The organism is Rhodoplanes sp. Z2-YC6860 (genome assembly GCF_001579845.1).
Lineage (GTDB): Bacteria > Pseudomonadota > Alphaproteobacteria > Rhizobiales > Xanthobacteraceae > Z2-YC6860.
The window spans coordinates 7099878-7115118 of the sequence record NZ_CP007440.1; the positions used below are offsets into that span (position 1 = coordinate 7099878).

Annotated in this window: 16 protein-coding genes; 8 read left to right on the forward strand and 8 right to left on the reverse strand. The window is 64.1% G+C overall.

The window, feature by feature from the left end; translation table 11 throughout:
* Positions 1–183: 183 nt before the first annotated feature.
* Both RHPLAN_RS33140 and RHPLAN_RS33145 read right to left on the reverse strand, forming a co-directional pair.
* Positions 184–1083 carry a polysaccharide deacetylase family protein gene (locus tag RHPLAN_RS33140; protein ID WP_068027769.1) on the reverse strand — a complete coding sequence of 300 codons (900 nt, stop codon included), beginning with the start codon at positions 1081–1083 and terminating at the stop codon, positions 184–186.
* A gap of 25 nt (positions 1084–1108) precedes the next feature.
* A complete protein-coding gene (locus tag RHPLAN_RS33145) occupies positions 1109–2107 on the reverse strand; it encodes a Bug family tripartite tricarboxylate transporter substrate binding protein (protein ID WP_198164604.1) in 999 nt (332 codons plus the stop codon).
* Between the two features lie 182 nt (positions 2108–2289).
* Between RHPLAN_RS33145 and RHPLAN_RS33150 the strand changes: the two genes are divergently transcribed.
* Positions 2290–3261 (forward strand): Bug family tripartite tricarboxylate transporter substrate binding protein, encoded by a 972-nt coding sequence (locus tag RHPLAN_RS33150; protein WP_068027772.1) that lies wholly within the window; start codon positions 2290–2292, stop codon positions 3259–3261.
* A 2-nt stretch (positions 3262–3263) separates the two neighbouring features.
* On the opposite strand, the gene RHPLAN_RS33155 is transcribed toward RHPLAN_RS33150, so the two are convergent.
* From RHPLAN_RS33155 to RHPLAN_RS33165, 3 genes are all read right to left on the reverse strand, one after another.
* Positions 3264–4199: an amidohydrolase family protein gene (locus RHPLAN_RS33155; RefSeq protein ID WP_068027774.1), complete on the reverse strand. Its 936-nt coding sequence runs from the start codon at positions 4197–4199 to the stop codon at positions 3264–3266.
* 140 nt (positions 4200–4339) lie between these two features.
* Positions 4340–5065, reverse strand: coding sequence for an aquaporin Z (gene aqpZ / locus RHPLAN_RS33160; RefSeq protein WP_068027777.1), 726 nt, complete (start codon positions 5063–5065; stop codon positions 4340–4342).
* Positions 5066–5172: 107 nt separating this feature from the next.
* The gene (locus RHPLAN_RS33165; protein ID WP_068027778.1) at positions 5173–7044 is read right to left on the reverse strand and encodes a bifunctional sugar phosphate isomerase/epimerase/4-hydroxyphenylpyruvate dioxygenase family protein; all 1872 of its coding nucleotides are present in this window, start codon (positions 7042–7044) and stop codon (positions 5173–5175) included.
* Between the two features lie 122 nt (positions 7045–7166).
* On the opposite strand from RHPLAN_RS33165, the gene RHPLAN_RS33170 reads away from it, so the two are divergent.
* The 3 genes from RHPLAN_RS33170 (at position 7167) to RHPLAN_RS33180 (ending at position 10226) form a co-directional block, all read left to right on the forward strand.
* Positions 7167–7955 carry an alpha/beta fold hydrolase gene (locus RHPLAN_RS33170; protein ID WP_068027779.1) on the forward strand — a complete coding sequence of 263 codons (789 nt, stop codon included), beginning with the start codon at positions 7167–7169 and terminating at the stop codon, positions 7953–7955.
* Positions 7952–9115, forward strand: a complete 1164-nt coding sequence (locus tag RHPLAN_RS33175; protein WP_068027780.1) for an LLM class flavin-dependent oxidoreductase — start codon at positions 7952–7954, stop codon at positions 9113–9115. The genes RHPLAN_RS33170 and RHPLAN_RS33175 overlap by 4 nt, the downstream gene beginning before the upstream one ends.
* Positions 9116–9245: 130 nt before the next feature.
* A complete protein-coding gene (locus RHPLAN_RS33180; RefSeq protein WP_198164605.1) occupies positions 9246–10226 on the forward strand; it encodes a Bug family tripartite tricarboxylate transporter substrate binding protein in 981 nt (326 codons plus the stop codon).
* Between the two features lie 17 nt (positions 10227–10243).
* On the opposite strand, the gene RHPLAN_RS33185 is transcribed toward RHPLAN_RS33180, so the two are convergent.
* The 3 genes from RHPLAN_RS33185 to RHPLAN_RS33195 are packed head-to-tail and all read right to left on the reverse strand — an operon-like array spanning position 10244 to position 12270.
* On the reverse strand, positions 10244–10855 hold the full coding sequence (locus RHPLAN_RS33185) for a TPM domain-containing protein (protein ID WP_068027786.1): 612 nt from the start codon (positions 10853–10855) through the stop codon (positions 10244–10246).
* Positions 10855–11640 carry a TPM domain-containing protein gene (locus RHPLAN_RS33190; RefSeq protein WP_068027789.1) on the reverse strand — a complete coding sequence of 262 codons (786 nt, stop codon included), beginning with the start codon at positions 11638–11640 and terminating at the stop codon, positions 10855–10857. The genes RHPLAN_RS33185 and RHPLAN_RS33190 overlap by 1 nt, the downstream gene beginning before the upstream one ends.
* 30 nt (positions 11641–11670) lie before the next feature.
* A complete protein-coding gene (locus RHPLAN_RS33195) occupies positions 11671–12270 on the reverse strand; it encodes a LemA family protein (RefSeq protein ID WP_068027792.1) in 600 nt (199 codons plus the stop codon).
* 166 nt (positions 12271–12436) lie between these two features.
* Here RHPLAN_RS33195 and RHPLAN_RS33200 point away from each other — a divergent pair, with 166 nt between their 5' ends.
* From RHPLAN_RS33200 to RHPLAN_RS33215, 4 genes are all read left to right on the forward strand, one after another.
* Positions 12437–12973, forward strand: coding sequence for a VOC family protein (locus RHPLAN_RS33200; RefSeq protein WP_068027795.1), 537 nt, complete (start codon positions 12437–12439; stop codon positions 12971–12973).
* A gap of 54 nt (positions 12974–13027) precedes the next feature.
* Positions 13028–13996: a tripartite tricarboxylate transporter substrate-binding protein gene (locus tag RHPLAN_RS33205; RefSeq protein ID WP_068027798.1), complete on the forward strand. Its 969-nt coding sequence runs from the start codon at positions 13028–13030 to the stop codon at positions 13994–13996.
* Positions 13997–14196: 200 nt separating this feature from the next.
* On the forward strand, positions 14197–14637 hold the full coding sequence (locus tag RHPLAN_RS33210; protein WP_068027801.1) for a hypothetical protein: 441 nt from the start codon (positions 14197–14199) through the stop codon (positions 14635–14637).
* Positions 14638–14803: 166 nt separating this feature from the next.
* Positions 14804–15241: a DUF983 domain-containing protein gene (locus RHPLAN_RS33215; protein ID WP_068032229.1), complete on the forward strand. Its 438-nt coding sequence runs from the start codon at positions 14804–14806 to the stop codon at positions 15239–15241.

Here is a 15241-nt window from a genome sequence, read left to right on the forward strand (position 1 = left end):
GCTGATGGCAAACCGCCAACCCAAAACCGGCGTCATTCCGGGGCGCGAGCGCAAGCGAGCGAACCCGGAATCCAGATGAGCGATTTGACTGGATTCCGGGTTCGCGCGCACAGCGCGTCGAAGACGCGCGTAAACGCGCTGGTGAGGCGCGCCCCGGAATGACAGCCGCGCTACTTCAGCCCCTCACCCGGAGATGGTACCGGGCGGCAGCGTGTAACAGAAGTCCGCCACGGCGCCCGGCGTGGTCCACCACACCCGGTCGCGTTTGGCATGCTCCACGCAGTGCTTCAGCGCCCCGCGCAACGCCGGCAGCCGGAACGGCTGTCCCACCACGAAGGGATGCAGCGAGATCGTCATCACCAACGGCTGCGCCGTGCATTGCTCGATCATCTCGTCGAACTGATCGACGATCATATCGGCGAACTGCTGGGCGGAGTTCTCGCGGTGAATGATCGAAGCCGAGTCATTGAGCTCCGCCGGATAGGGCACCGACAGGATCGGCCCGGAGCGGGTCTTGAGCCAGAACGGCTGATCGTCCGCCGGCCAGTCCATGACGTATTTGTAGCCGGCCTCCTTGAGCAGATCGATGGTCACGGTGCTCTCGGCCGCAGCCGGGCCCATCCAGCCTTTCGGCGGCTTGCCCTCGCGCCTGGTCATCTCCTGCGTCACATCGTCGATCAGCCGCTTCTCGTCGAGCTCCCAGAGATCGTTCTGCCGCTCCGCGTTGGTGCGGCCGTGGCCGACCACCTCGTCGCCGCGCGCCCTGATTTTGTCGGTGATCTGCGGATAATACTCGTAGAGCAGTGAATTGATGTTGTGCGCGGCCGGCAGCTTGAACTGTTCGAACATGTCGAACAGCCGCCAAATGCCGACGCGGTTACCGTAGTCACGCCAGGAGTAATTGCGCTGCTGCTGCGGCTCGCCCTTCTTGGCCGGATCCCAACCGGTGCCCTTGCGGTAGGCGTAGACCTCGATGTTGGTCGTGGTGCAGAACGCGAGCCGCTTGCCGCCCGGCCAGGAATAGTCCTTGCGTTCGCCGATCGGGATGTAGTCGTAACGATTGTGCTTGGGCAGGGTCAGCATTGAAACACCTCCGGCTGGAGGCGGATCATTCAACGCTGATCTTGGCCTCTGCAACAAATTTCTTCCACTTCGCCGACTCGGTCTTGATCATTTCTGCCATGTCCGCGGTGCTGCCCGCGATCGAGCGGAAATAATTCGGCTGGAGCACGCGCTGCTGGAAGCCCGGGTCTGCCGCCATCCGGCGCATTTCGGCGTTGAGCTTGTCGATGATCGGCTTCGGCGTCCCCGCCCTGGCGAACAGGCCGTGCCAGGCGGTGCCCTCGAAGCCTGGAATGGTCTCGGCCATGGTCGGGATGTCCGGCAAGACCGGCAACCGCTGCAGCGACAACGTCGCTAGGATCTTGACCTTGCCCTCTCGATAGAGCGGCAGCGCCTGTCCTAGACTGATGAAGGTCGCATTGACGTGGCCGGCCGCGACGTCGGTCAGCATCGGCGCCGCGCCACGATACGACACCGTGTTGAACTTCGTCCCCGGCACCATCAGCTGCAGCATTTCCGCGAACATCGCCGGCGGGGTGCCGGGCCCGAACGACGCGACCGTCACGCCGCCGGGCTTCTCCTTCGCCAGCGCCAGAAACTCCGCGACATTGTTGGCCGGCACCGACGGGTGCACCAGCAGCACCTGATCGACCTTGGTGATCGCACTGATTGGCGCCAGGTCCTTGTCCGGATCGTAGGACAGCTTGCCGGCGTAGAGATGCGGATTGAGCACGACCGCGCCTTCCTGCAGGACGATGAGGTTATAGCCGTCGGCCGGCTGCGACAGCAGGAAGTTGATGCCGATCTGGAAATTGCCGCCGGCCTTGTTTTCGACGACCGCCTGCTGATGGAACGTCTCCGACAGGTGCTGCGCCACCGCACGCGCCACCAGATCGGAGATGCCGCCGGGCGCGACCGGCGAGATGATGCGGACCAACCCATTGGGATAATCGCTTTCGGGCTGCGCCTGGGCCGGAGCGGCCGCGAAGGCCAGCCATGCCGAAGCCAGCAAGAAAGAGACACTGCGAGCTGTTCTCTGAAGCATGATCCGCACCTGTTTCATGTTCGGCGGTCGACTGGCCGCCTCCACAGGCTTGCATTGCAAACAGCCTGCCAAGCTCCGGGCACCACGGGCGCGCAATCTCGCCGTGACAAAAAAGGTCGGCGACGCCCGTGCCGGAACGCGCTAGCCTCCCGCACAAGAAGACTATCAAACGGGAGGATTGGATGAAGCTGTTTTCAGCCGCTGTCGCCATCGCATTGCTTGCGGCCGTTGCGCCTGCGCACGCGCAGTCCTATCCGACGCGCCCGGTCACCGTCATCGTGCCCTATCCGGCAGGCGGTCCGACCGATCAGGTGGCGCGGCAGATCGCGACCAAGATGGGCGACAAGCTCGGCCAGAATTTCGTGGTCGAGAACGTATCCGGTGGCGGCACCAACATCGCGGGCCATCGCGTCGCGCGCTCGGCGCCTGACGGCTATACGCTGTTCGTCCATAATCTGCAGTTCTCGGCGAACGTCTCGCTCTACAAGTCGCTGCCGTTCGACACCGAGAAGGACTTCCTACCGATCGCCATGCTCAATTCCAATCCGCTGGTGCTGGTCGGGCGCAAGACGCTTCCCGCCAACACGCTGCCGGAGCTGGTCGCCTGGATGAAGAAGAACCAGGCGCGGATGGGGCACCCTGGCGTCGGCTCGACCGGCCATCTCGCTACCGCGCTGCTCGCTCAGGCGCTTGGCGTCGAGGTCACGCAGGTGCCCTATCGCGGCGCTGCTCCGATGCTGCAGGACACGCTCGGCGGTCATATCGACCTGTTTTTTGCAACACCCCAGCAGGTGGTCGGCCAGGTCGCGTCCGGCGAGGTGAAGGCATTCGGCATCACCTCAAAGGCGCCCTCGCCGCAGTTCCCCGGGGTGGTGAGCTTCGCGCAGGCTTACGGGCCGAAGCTCCAGATCGATTTCTGGCAGATCCTGCTTGGGCCGGCGGGCCTGCCGAAGCCTGTGATCGCAACGATCGACAGCGCGGCTCAGGAAGCCATGGCCGATCCGGAAATCATCAAGGCCTGGGCCGCGAGCGGCATGGAGCCGTATGCGAAAGAGCTGCAGACGCCCGATGGCGCGGCCAAGTATCTGCACGGCGAGATCGAACGCTGGGGCCAGGTCGTGCGCGACAACAAGATCGAAGCGCCGGGGAACTGAGTCTAAAATTCGTAGAGCCGCGCCGGATTGTCGACGAGGATCTTCTTGCGCACTGCTGCGTCCGGCGCCCAGGTGGGCAGCAGATTGAACACCAGCCCATCGTCGACCTGCCACAACGGCGATACCGTCGAGGCACTGCCACCCACCGAATTCGGATGCGGCCAGTTGGTGCCCCACAGGATGCGGTCGATCAGCATCTGGGCGAGCGGCGTGAAGTAGGCATAGTTCTGGCGCGGACCCGCGGTGACCGAAATCTTGACGTAGGCCTTGCCGGATTTCACGAGAGACACGAGGTCGGAGAATCCGGGCTGCGCCACGCCGAGCTCTTCGTTCGCGTTGCCGTAGTGGTCGAACACCAGCGTCACCGGCGAAGCGGCGAGCGTGTCCTTCATCGCCGCGATCACCGGCAGCGTCGTGTTGAGCTGGATATGCCAGTTGCGGGTTTTCACGCGATCCGCGGCACGGACGAAGCTTTCGGTCGCAACCTTGGGATCGTTGATGCCGGCCGTCGAGAGGTTGAGGCGGATGCCCTTGAATCCCAGCGAAGCAAGCCGGTCCAATTCCGCATCCGTGGTCTTGTCGTCGATCACCGCAACGCCGCGGGCATCCTTGCCGCGTGCCGCCATGCCGTAGATCGTCGCCGAATTGTCCGGGCCATAGACGCTCGGCGTCACGATCACCACGCGCTGGATGTTGAGCGCCTTGTGCAACGCGCTCATTTCTTCCGGCAGCGCCATCTCGGGCGTGTATGTGCGCTTAGCAAACCACGGAAATTTGGCAGGATCGCCGTGAATGTGCGTGTGGCAATCGCACGCGCCCGCAGGGATTTCGAAATTGATCCTGGTGGCTGGCTGCGATGCCGCGGCGTGGCTGATGCGTTGTTCAATCATCAAGCCTACCGCGGCTGCGCCGACCACGAATTCGCGACGCCCAATCATGGGCCCCTCCCTTGTTGAAGGCATGTCGTTGCCGGAGGGGCCGCCGGACGTAAAACGAAATCCGGCGTGCTCCGGAGTTGCCGTTCGACCAGGAGGCTATCGCAAACTTCAGTCCGTGCGAATGGGCGTGGTGTGCAGCCTCACTTCGCCGCCGGCTGCCCGGTCACGGCACCGGACGGCTCGGCGCTGAGCCAGCGGTATAAGAATCCGCCGGCTGCGCCGCCGAGCAGCGGCACAACCCAGAACACCCAGAGCTGCGCCAGCGCCCAGCCGCCCACGAACAGCGCCGGTCCGGTGCTGCGCGCCGGGTTCACCGAAGTGTTCGTCACCGGAATGCTGATGAGGTGGATGAGCGTCAACGCGAGGCCGATGGCGATCGGCGCAAATCCCGCCGGTGCCCTGCCATGCGTCGAACCCATGATGACGAACAGGAACATTATCGTGAGCACGAACTCCGCGACGATGCAGGCGCCGAGTCCGTACTTGCCAGGCGAGTGATCGCCGTAGCCGTTGGCGGCGAAGCCCTTGGCGAGGCTGAAGTCCGACGCGCCGCTCGCGATCACATAGAGCACCGCAGCCGCGATCACGGCGCCGATGACTTGCGCGATGATGTAGGGCACCACGTCGCCCGCCGGAAAACGGCCGCCGGCCGCAAGCCCGACCGTCACCGCCGGATTGAGATGGCAGCCGGAGATATGCCCGATGCTGTAGGCCATCGTCAGCACGGTCAGACCGAAGGCCAGCGAGACGCCGACCAGACCGATGCCGACCTGCGGAAAGCCTGCCGCAATGACGGCGCTGCCGCACCCGCCGAATGTCAGCCAGAATGTCCCGATGGCTTCGGCCGCAAGCTTCTTCATATCCATGGCGCCCTCCCCGCTCCTATTAAATACTTTAAACGCACAAATATTGGACAGGCGGGAACGGCAGATCAAGTTGGACCGCGGCCTAATGCCAAGCCCGTAAACACAAACTAGACCTGTGTTTCCCGGCTCTGAGCGGCAAGTCGGATCGAGGCATTGACAGCGCCGAAGCCCTTGTAGCCGCGGCGTTCGACGATTTCGAAGAAGAACAGGTCGCCGAAACTCTTGGTGTAGGCCTGGAAATACTCCCCGGCGTCATCGCGGTCGTAGAGCACGCCGTGCTGACGCAACACGTCGAGCTGCTCGGCCGGCAGATCGGAGCGGGCTTCAAGATCGTCGTAATAGTTTTCCGGAATCGACAGCAACTCGACGCCGTTGGCGCGAAGCTTCTTGACGGTCGCGACAATGTTGTCGGTCGCAAGCGCGATATGCTGTACGCCCGAGCCGACGTAATTGGTGAGGAAGCGCGACGACAGCGTCTGCTGGCTTTGCGAGGCGTTCAGCGCGATGCGGAGCTTGCCATCCGCGGTCTGCACCACCTGGCTGCGCACGATGCCACCCGGATCGATCACATCGAGCTGCGGCGTCTTGGTGACATCGAGCAGCGAATTGTAGAACAGGAGCCAGGTCAGCATCTCCTCGTACTGCATCGACTGCGAAATATGGTCGATCGATGTGAGACCGGCGTCGCCGTTCGCTTGAGCCTGTTTCGGCGTATTGAAATCGATGTCCCAGAGCTGGCCCAGCTGCGTTTTCGGATCGACGAAATACAGCAGGCTCCCGCCAAGCCCCCGCACTGCGGGAATTTCGAGCTCGCCCGGACCGACCGCCTGGCGGAACGGCGTGTCGCGAAGCTTCTCGGCGCGGTCGAGCGTCGCCGACGCGTCGTCGACCTTGAGGCACATTGCGCAGACCGAAGGCCCATGCGCGAGCTGGTGCGAATGCGCGAAGCCCTCCTTGTCGCTGTTCAGCACCAGGTTGATCGAACCTTGCGACCAGCGTGTCACCGCCTTGGATTTGTGCTCGCCGACCTTGCGAAAGCCCAAGCCCGCGAACAAGCGCGACAGTTTCGCTGCGTCGTGATCGTCGGCGGCGAACTCCAGAAACTCGACGCCGAGGCACTTCGCGCGCGGCGGGATCTGCGGTGCCTCCTTGGCGAGCGCACCGCTGGCGCCGCGCATCTGATCCATCAGATAGACCAGCGAGCGCTGGCCATCGACCGCGACGCTGCGCGGCGAGCCCGCGCGGAACTGATCGTTGAAGATTTCCAACGACAGCAAGCCGCTGTAACCGGTCGCCGACACCGCATCCATGAACTCGGTCAGCGGAAAATCGCCCTGGCCGGGGAAGCAGCGGAAATGCCGACTCCAGCTCATCACATCCATGTCGAGCCAGGGCGCGTCGGCGAGCTGCACCAGCACGATGCGATCGCCCGGAATCGAGCGGATCGCCTTGAGGTCGGTCTTGCGCGAAAAGATATGGAAGCTGTCGAGCGTCAGTCCGATCGCCGGATGGTCGGCGCGGCGCACCACCTCCCATGAATCGCGGTAATCGCTGACGTGGCGGCCCCAGGCCAGCGCTTCGTAGCCCACCTTGATACCGCGCTTCTGCGCACGCTCGCCGAGCTCGTGGAAATCGGCCGCGGCGCGGTCGACGCCGGCAAGCGAGTCCGGCGCCACGTTGCTGCAGATCATCAGGAGATTGCAGCCAAGCTCGCCCATCAAGTCGAACTTGCGCTCGGCGCGGGCGAAAGTCCGGCTCCGCTGCGGCTCGGGCATGCCCTCGAAATCGCGGAACGGCTGGAACGTGACGATTTTTAGCCCCAGCGAGGCCACCATGCGGGCGACGTCTTTCGGCGTGCCGTTGAAAGACAGCAGATCGCTTTCGAAGATCTCGACGCCGGTGAAACCCGCAGCCGCGATCGCCTCCAGCTTCTCGGCGAGCCCGCCGCTGAGCGATACCGTTGCGATCGAAGTCTGCATTGCGAGCCTCTGATTGGACGGCCCAACTTTACATGCGATTTTGACAGTTCCGGGATGCCAACCGCGTTACCGGCTTCATTTCCCCATCTGATCGCGTAATCTAGCCGAGCCGGATGTTCCCCATGACAGAACCTGTAACGACCAGAATCTCCGTCCGCGGCTGCAGCATCGCGCTGATGCGCGGCGGTGCGGGACGTCCGCTGTTGTTTCTGCACGGCGGTGGCGGCGCGGGCTGGCCGCCGTTCATGACGGACCTTGCCGCGCGCCACGATGTGCTGGCGCCCGAGCATCCAGGGTTTGGCGCGTCCGACACGCCGGACTGGCTCGACAACATCGCGGACCTCGCCCGCTTCTATCTCGATCTCATCGACCAGCTCGATCTGCACCACGTCGATCTGGTCGGCCATTCGCTCGGCGGCTGGATCGCGGCCGAGCTTGCGGCGCGCAACACGCGCCGGCTCGGCTCGCTGACGCTCATTGGATCGGCCGGCATTCATGTGCCGGGCGTGCCGCAAGTCGATACGTTCCTGGTCAACGACGAGCAATTGATCCGCAGCATGTTCGACAGCCCGAAGCTGATCGAGACGATGCTGGCGCAAGCCAAGCGGCCCGAGCTCGAGGACGTCATCCTGAAGAACCGCACCACCACGGCGAAACTCGTCTGGCAGCCGCGCGGCTACGATCCCCATCTCGCCAAATGGCTGCACCGGATCGACGTGCCGACGCATCTCATCTGGGGCGCGAACGACCGCATTTATCCGAAGGAGTATGCGTCCGCGTTCCAGCGCCTGATCCCGGGTTCGAGTGTCACGCTCATCCCGGACAGCGGGCACGTGCCGCAGGTCGAGCAGCGCGCGGCCTTCGTTGCCGCGCTCGAAGGCTTCCTCGCAGCGAAGAGGGCCGCCGCATGAAGTTCTTCAACTTCCATCTGATGCCCTATCGGCATGCCGACCTCGACGCCATCGACAGGAACGGCTCCGCCTGGGTCACGTATTCGAACCGCGACTACGACCCGGCAAAGGGCGCGGAACTCTATCACGAGTATCTCGACCAGATGGAGCTTGCCGACCGGCTCGGCTTCGACGGCGTCTGTCTCAACGAGCATCACCAGACCGCCTACGGCATGATGCCGACGCCCGGCCCGCTTGCCGGTGCGCTGACGCGCAGCGTCAAGCGCGCCAAGATCGCGATTCTCGGCCGCGCGCTGCCGCTGGTGAACAATCCGCTGGTGATCGCCGAAGAATACGCGATGCTCGACAACCTCTCGCGCGGCCGCTTCATCGCGGGCTTCGTGCGCGGCATCGGCGCCGAATATCACGCCATGGGCATCAATCCGGGCCTGTCGCAGGAGCGCTTCGCCGAGGCGCATGACCTGATCATCCGCGCCTGGACCGAGCCCGGACCGTTCCAGTATGTCGGCAAGCATTATCACTTCAATTACGTCAACCCGTGGCCGCGGCCCTATCAGGCACCGCATCCGCCGGTCTGGATTCCGTCGCAGGGCAGTAGCAGCACCATCAAATGGGCGGCGCAGATGCGCTACACCTACGCGCAGACACTGTCGCCGATCGCGGTCGTGGCGCGCATGTTCCAGATGTACCGCGACGAGGCCGAGAAGCTGGGTTACGAGGCGTCGCCCGATCAGCTCGCCTGGTCGAACACCATCTACGTCGCCGAGACCGACGAGAAGGCCATGCGCGAGGCGCGGCCGCATCTCGAAGCGCTCACCAACCGCTTCCTCAAGATGCCGACCGAAATGCTGCTGCCGCCGGGCTACAGCAACATCGAGTCGGTGAAGCGCATCCGCGCCGCGAAGATCACCGGCAAGCCGCAAACGCTTGATGACCTCGTGCGCAACGGTGTCGTCATCGTGGGCAGTCCGAACACCGTGCGTGAGAAGCTCGCCGAGTATCAGGATCTCGCCGGCTTCAACACCTCGCTGACCAAAACCCAGTTCGGCACGCTGCCCGACGACATGACGCGCGCCAACATGACGGCGATCGCCGAGGAAATCTTGCCGCACTTCCGGGGCCGCTTGCCGCAAGGCAAGCGTCAGGCTGCGGCGGAGTGACACCCACCGGCGTCATTCCGGGGCGCGCCGCAGGCGCGAACCCGGAATCCAGACGCGAGGTGCGGAATTTCGAACTGGATTCCGGGTCCGGCGCTTCGCGCCGTCCCGGAATGACCGAGGGGGAACGCCAGTGAGAAAAATCTCACGCCGGGAGTTTGCTCAACTGACAGCGGCAGCCACTGTCGCTGCGGCCACACCGCGACGCGCACTCGCGCAGACCTATCCCACCCGCCCCATCAAATTCATCGTGGCGTTCACGGCCGGGGGCACCACCGATCTCTTGGCGCGAATCCTCGCCGCGCCGCTGTCGGAGCGGCTCGGCCAGCAGGTGGTGATCGAGAACAAGCCCGGCGGCGGCACCAACATCGCCATGCAGTCGGTGGTGAACGCCGTACCCGACGGCTACACCCTGGCGATGACGTTTGCCACCAACGTCATCAATCCGTCGCTCTACAAATCCCTGCCCTTCGACTTCCAGCGCGATATTGCGCCGGTGTCCGGGCTTGCCGATCTGCCGCTGGTGCTGGTGGTCAACAAGGACGTTCCGATCAAGGACATCGACGGCTTCGTCGCCTACACCAAAGCCAATCCGGGCAAGATCAGCCTGGCGTCGTTCGGCGCGCGGACCATCAGCCATCTCGCGATCGAACTGATGCGGACATCCACCGGCATGGACGTCGTCCACGTCCCTTATGCGGGCGGACCGCAAATCACGACCGACCTGATCTCAGGCCGGATTCAAGCCGGCATGGACGCACTGCCGAACTCTTTGCCTCATATCCGCAGCGGTTCGGTCCGCGCGCTCGCCGTCATGTCGCCGCAACGCAACCCCGCGATCCCCGACGTGCCCGCCATCGGCGAGACCATTCCCGGCATCGAGATCAATGCCGGCACAGGCATCGGCGTGCCGGCCGCGACGCCCGCAGCGATCGTCGAGCGGCTCAATCGCGATATCAACGCTTGCCTGAGCGATGCCGGATTGAAGGCGCGCTACGCCGAGGTGGGCGCGGTGCCGATTATCCTGACCCCGGCCGAGGCCCGCTCGAGGATCGCGAGCGACACGCAGAAATGGGCCAAGGTGATCGAGGCCGCAGGCCTGAAGCCCGAGTGACGGACCGCGGTCTGGCCTCAGATCACATAAATGCGATCCGGCAGAACGTCCTGGCCAGGCTCGGTGCGCGGGAAGTTCTGGGCGAGCTCGTTTCCGCATAAATCGATCGCCGCAACGAAACCATCCGCGATTCGTCCGTCGCGCGAGTGCGCGATCAGCGCATCGACGGCAGACTGCCACTGCGATTGGGGAACACGGGCGGAAATCCCATCGTCGGCGATGATGCGCGCATAACGCTCGGCGAGCGAAACGAAAATCAGAATCCCCGTGCGCTCCGGCTTTCTCGCGAGGCCCCGCTTCCTGAATTGCTCCATCGCAACGCGATGCGCCACCGCCCGGCGCGCACGCCGCGGCATCAGCGCGACCCGAACCGGCGTCCAGCACAGCACGGCCATCAGCGCCACAAATGCCACGAGCTGGAGCGTCAGGATGCGGAACACCGGCATCGCCGTGAACGCGACCAGCAGCCATGGCAGCGCAAGCGCGCCCAGCGCCGCCAGCAGCACAGGCATCCCTGTGGGGGAGGACGACGTCTCCGCCAGCACGCAGACGATCTCGCCCGACGTCTTCGCCTCCGCGGCACGGATCGCGGCGGAGATGCGTTCGCGCTCCTCGGCCGAAATGCTCATCACCAGCTCCCCGATGCGCCGCCGCCGCCCGACGAACCGCCGCCGCCGGAAAATCCACCGCCGCCGGAGAAGCCGCCGCTGCTTCTCGAACTGCCCGAACTGAGCAGGATTTGAATCACGACGTTGAAAAAGAACCAACGGAAGCTCGGCGAAACGATCAGGAGGATGATCACCACCACCGCAATGAGCGCCAGCACCCAGTTGAACGGATCGTCGGCCGGCGCCGGCTGGCTGTCCAGCCGCAGCGAGGGCCGCTTCTCCCATTCGGAGGAGTCGGTGGTGAGCACCGTGATGATATCATCGACACCGCGCGAAACACCGCCGCTGAAATCGCCGGTCTTGAATCGAGGCGCGATGGCGTTGGTGATGATGACCTTGGACAGCGCGTCGGTCAGCGTGCCTTCGAGACCGTAGCCGACCTCGATCCGCACCCGTTTCTCGTTCGGCGCAACCAGCAGCAGCACACCGTTGTTCTTGGCCTTCTCACCGAGCTTCCAGGTGCGGAACAGCCCGTTGGCGTAAGGCTCGATCTCCTGGCCTTCGAGGGAGTTGACGGTTGCGACAACAAGCTGGATGCCGGACTTGGCTTCGAGATCGGCCAGCTTCGGCTCAAGCGCGCTCCGCGTCTCGGCCGAGATGACATTTGCCTGATCGACGATCCGGCCGGTCAAGGCCGGGAATGTCAGCGCCACCGCCGCGAGCGCGGTCCACAACAGCAGCGCAACCGCGGCGGCGAGCCGCGGTGCAAAGCTGCCTCGTGCGGAAAACGGCTGGCCTGCGATCATGCCGCGGCCTTCGGTTGTGAACCCTCGATACTAAAACTTCACAACCGGCGGCGACTGCGACGATTCATTGGCGGTGAATTCGGCCATCGGTTTGTTGCCGCGGAAGAATGTCGCCGCCCAGAGCACGCCCGGGAACGTCTTCAGCTCGGTGTTATAGACCCGCACCGCTTCGATGTAATCGCGGCGCGCCACAGCGATGCGGTTCTCGGTTCCTTCAAGCTGCGACTGCAATGCCAGGAAGTTCTGGTTGGACTTCAGGTCTGGATAATTCTCGCTGACGGCCAGGAGCCGTCCGAGCGCGCCGGACAGCTGGCTCTGCGCGTCCTGGAATTGCTTCAGCTTCTCGGGATCGGTGAGCTGCGAGACATCGATCTTGACCTGGGTCGCCTTGGCTCGCGCCTCGACCACGGCGGTCAGCACGTCCTTTTCCTGCTTGGCGTAGCCTTGCACCGTGGCGACGAGATTGGGGATGAGGTCGGCGCGACGCTGGTAGTTGTTCTGGACGTCGGCCCATTTGGCCTTGGCCTGCTCTTCGGCCGTGGGAATCGTGTTGTAGCCACAGGCCGAGACTGTAAGTCCCAAAAGAACGACCGCAATGGCGGCCCGGATCTTCGAAAAGGAAATGGTCATTGTGGTTGTCCTGCTCAGTGAAAAATGGGCAGATCGACGGGGACGTACGGCAGTTTGACTAGGACGGCAAGATGGCGCGCCCAGGCGACAATCCTATCCCTATGGCTCCTGCGCCGTGAAGCTGGCAGACTGCTACAAAATCAAGCCTCGGAATGGAGACGACCCCATGGCAGCAAAAAGCTCCGCGAAATCATCCGCCAAAATGCCCGCCCGCATCCGGCATATCGCGTTGTGCGTGAAGGACATCAAGGCGACCGCCGATTTCTACGAGAAGGCGTTCGGCCTCAAGCGCACCGAGATCAAGGAAGGATCGACCGCCTGGAATTGCTACATGAGCGACGGCGAGATCAATCTCGCGTTGCTGCAATACAAGAGCGAGGTTGGCTCCGGCGTTCCCGCGGGCTGGACCGGCATCCACCACTTCGGCTTCCAATGCGACGACATGCCGAAGCAGCAGAAGCAGATCGAGAAGGCCGGCGGAAAGTTCTTCTTCGATCTCGGTGAGCCCGAGGACGAGGGCTTCGAGCGCAAGTTCAAGGACCCGAACGGCATCGTCTTCGACATCAACTGGAAGGGCTGGCAGCTCACCAAGGACAAAGTCAAGAACGCCAAGGGCGGCTTGCGGCCGGCGAAGCTCGCCGCGGCCAGGAAGAAGGTCGCGAAGAAGACCTCGAAGCCGAAGGCGGTGCGCAAGAAAAAGTAGCGGAGGCAACGAAGGCTCGCACAAAAAAATCAGCGGGCCTCAAGGGAGGGGACGATGAAAGGGCAATGGGCGGCGGCGGCGCTGATCGCGCTCGCCGCGGTGAATGGCGTCGAGGCACAGACCTATCCGTCGCGATCGGTGACCGTGATCGTGCCGTTCGCAGCGGGCGGTCCAGCCGACATCAGCGGGCGCATCGCGGCTGATATCTTCCAGCGCCATCTCGGCCAGCAGTTCGTGGTCGAAAATGTCGGCGGCGGTGGCGGAACCACGGGATCGCTGCGCGCCGCGCGCTCCACACCGGATGGCACGACTCTCGTGATGGGCCACATGGGCACTCACGCGGCTGCGCCCGCGCTCTATCCCAATCTCGGATACGATCCGGAGAAGGATTTCGAACCGATCGGGCTGATCGCCGTTCAGCCGGAACTGCTCGCTGTCCGCAAGGATTTCCCGGCCAACAACCTCAAGGAGTTCGTGGCCTACGCCAAGGCCAACGAGAGCAAGCTCAACATGGGCCATGCCGGCGTCGGCTCAGTGTCCTATGTCGGCTGCCTTCTCCTCAACAGCGCCATCGGCATCAAGCCGACGCTGGTGCCGTTCACCGGCACCGCACCGGTGATGAACGCGATCCTCGCGGGCAACGTCGACTACGACTGCGATCCGGTGCTTGGTCCCCTGCCCCATGTCCGCGCCGGCACCGCGAAGGCGCTGGCAATCGCCCACAAGAAACGCAGCCCGATGCTGCCCGACGTGCCGACCTCGTATGAGCAAGGCCTGCCGGCGTTCGACTGCGCGCCGTTCTATGCGATGTTCGCGCCAAAGGGCACGCCGCAGCCGATCATCGACAAGCTGGCCGAGGCGCTGAACAAGGGTCTCGACGAAGAGGCCGTGCAAAAGCGGCTCTACGATCTTGGCGCCGAGATCGCCGAGCCCAACCGTCGCGGACCGAAGGCACTCGGCGAGTTGGTGCGCAGTGAGGTCGCGCGTCTCACGCCGATCCTGAAGGCTGCGGCCGCAAAATAAGCGCGGAAACGAGTTTAGAGACGATCTGAAGCATCAGTGTCTCCTCGGCCACAGGCGCGACCAAATCGCGCACCCCCGGCCAGAACGGATCGTGAAACCTGACGCGCCGGGCTCCCCGGCCCGTGTCGGGAACCGGCCGGCCGGGTAAGGTTCGCGCGTCCGCAGATGCGGTACCAGACACTTAAACTTCGGAGGCGAAAATGCGTATTTCCATCATCCGGTTTGCGATCGCGGCGCTTCTTGCGCTCGGCATCGCGGGCATGCCGCAGGCGTCGCAGGCGGCGAGCGGCAGCGTCCGTCTCAAGATCGTCAAGGCTTCGTTCGTGGTCGGCGTGCAGGGCGGCGAAGGCGTGCTCCGCTTCGGCCGTCGCACCTATCCGCTGAGCGTCGGCGGCCTCAGTGTCGGCCTCAGCGCCGGCGCGTCGGAAGCCCATCTCGTCGGCACCGTTTCTCGCATTCGCAGCCCCGCCGATGTGGCCGGCGTCTATTCGGCGGCGACCGCCGGCGCTGCCATCATCACCGGCCGCAAGCAGGTCGTGACGCTGACCAACGAAAAGGGCGCGGTGCTGACGCTGCGCGGCGAGCAGGTCGGCCTCGAGTTCAACCTCGACCTCAGCGGTCTGGCGATCGGTCTCCGCTGAGCGCGACTTCGCGACTTTTTCGGACAATGCCAAACCCGCCGGTGCGAGCCGGCGGGTTTTTTGCGGCTCCAGTGGGCTGTCATGTGCCGCGGGAGTGATCCGGCCATGGCGCTCGCGCCTGGCCTCGCCTATCTATCCCGCGATCGCGCCGATCCGGGAACACCACATGACCGCCGACGATACCGTTGTCACTCCGGGCACCAACACCGCCATGGTCCGCCAGGCGATGACGCGCGGATTCTTCGGCAAATGCCCGAAGTGCGGCGAAGGCAAGATGTTCCGGGCATTTCTCAAGGTTGCGGACGAGTGTCCGGCCTGCGGCGAGCCGCTACACCATCAGCGCGCCGACGACTTCCCGGCCTATATCGTCATCTTGCTGGTCGGCCACATTGTGGTGCCATTGGTGCTCCTGGTGGAAACCGAGTGGGCGCCGCCGACCTGGCTGCACATGCTGATCTGGCCGACGCTGATCGCTGTTCTGGCGCTGAGCCTGCTCCAGCCGGTGAAGGGCGCCATCGTCGGGCTGCAATGGGTGCTCGGCATGCACGGCTTCGAGGATGCGGCGCGGGCGCGCAGCGGGCTCGCACCGTTGGCGGTGAAATAG

Excerpts from the sequence above, each read along its gene's own strand:
- RHPLAN_RS33165 (WP_068027778.1), bottom strand. The coding sequence starts at position 7,044 with ATGCAGACTTCGATCGCAACGGTATCGCTCAGCGGCGGGCTCGCCGAG.
- RHPLAN_RS33185 (WP_068027786.1), bottom strand. The coding sequence starts at position 10,855 with ATGAGCATTTCGGCCGAGGAGCGCGAACGCATCTCCGCCGCGATCCGT.
- RHPLAN_RS33195 (WP_068027792.1), bottom strand. The coding sequence starts at position 12,270 with ATGACCATTTCCTTTTCGAAGATCCGGGCCGCCATTGCGGTCGTTCTT.
- RHPLAN_RS33150 (WP_068027772.1), top strand. The coding sequence starts at position 2,290 with ATGAAGCTGTTTTCAGCCGCTGTCGCCATCGCATTGCTTGCGGCCGTT.
- RHPLAN_RS33175 (WP_068027780.1), top strand. The coding sequence starts at position 7,952 with ATGAAGTTCTTCAACTTCCATCTGATGCCCTATCGGCATGCCGACCTC.
- RHPLAN_RS33155 (WP_068027774.1), bottom strand. The coding sequence starts at position 4,199 with ATGATTGGGCGTCGCGAATTCGTGGTCGGCGCAGCCGCGGTAGGCTTG.
- RHPLAN_RS33215 (WP_068032229.1), top strand. The coding sequence starts at position 14,804 with ATGACCGCCGACGATACCGTTGTCACTCCGGGCACCAACACCGCCATG.
- RHPLAN_RS33200 (WP_068027795.1), top strand. The coding sequence starts at position 12,437 with ATGGCAGCAAAAAGCTCCGCGAAATCATCCGCCAAAATGCCCGCCCGC.
- RHPLAN_RS33140 (WP_068027769.1), bottom strand. The coding sequence starts at position 1,083 with ATGCTGACCCTGCCCAAGCACAATCGTTACGACTACATCCCGATCGGC.
- RHPLAN_RS33170 (WP_068027779.1), top strand. The coding sequence starts at position 7,167 with ATGACAGAACCTGTAACGACCAGAATCTCCGTCCGCGGCTGCAGCATC.
- RHPLAN_RS33145 (WP_198164604.1), bottom strand. The coding sequence starts at position 2,107 with ATGCTTCAGAGAACAGCTCGCAGTGTCTCTTTCTTGCTGGCTTCGGCA.
- RHPLAN_RS33205 (WP_068027798.1), top strand. The coding sequence starts at position 13,028 with ATGAAAGGGCAATGGGCGGCGGCGGCGCTGATCGCGCTCGCCGCGGTG.
- aqpZ (WP_068027777.1), bottom strand. The coding sequence starts at position 5,065 with ATGGATATGAAGAAGCTTGCGGCCGAAGCCATCGGGACATTCTGGCTG.
- RHPLAN_RS33210 (WP_068027801.1), top strand. The coding sequence starts at position 14,197 with ATGCGTATTTCCATCATCCGGTTTGCGATCGCGGCGCTTCTTGCGCTC.
- RHPLAN_RS33190 (WP_068027789.1), bottom strand. The coding sequence starts at position 11,640 with ATGATCGCAGGCCAGCCGTTTTCCGCACGAGGCAGCTTTGCACCGCGG.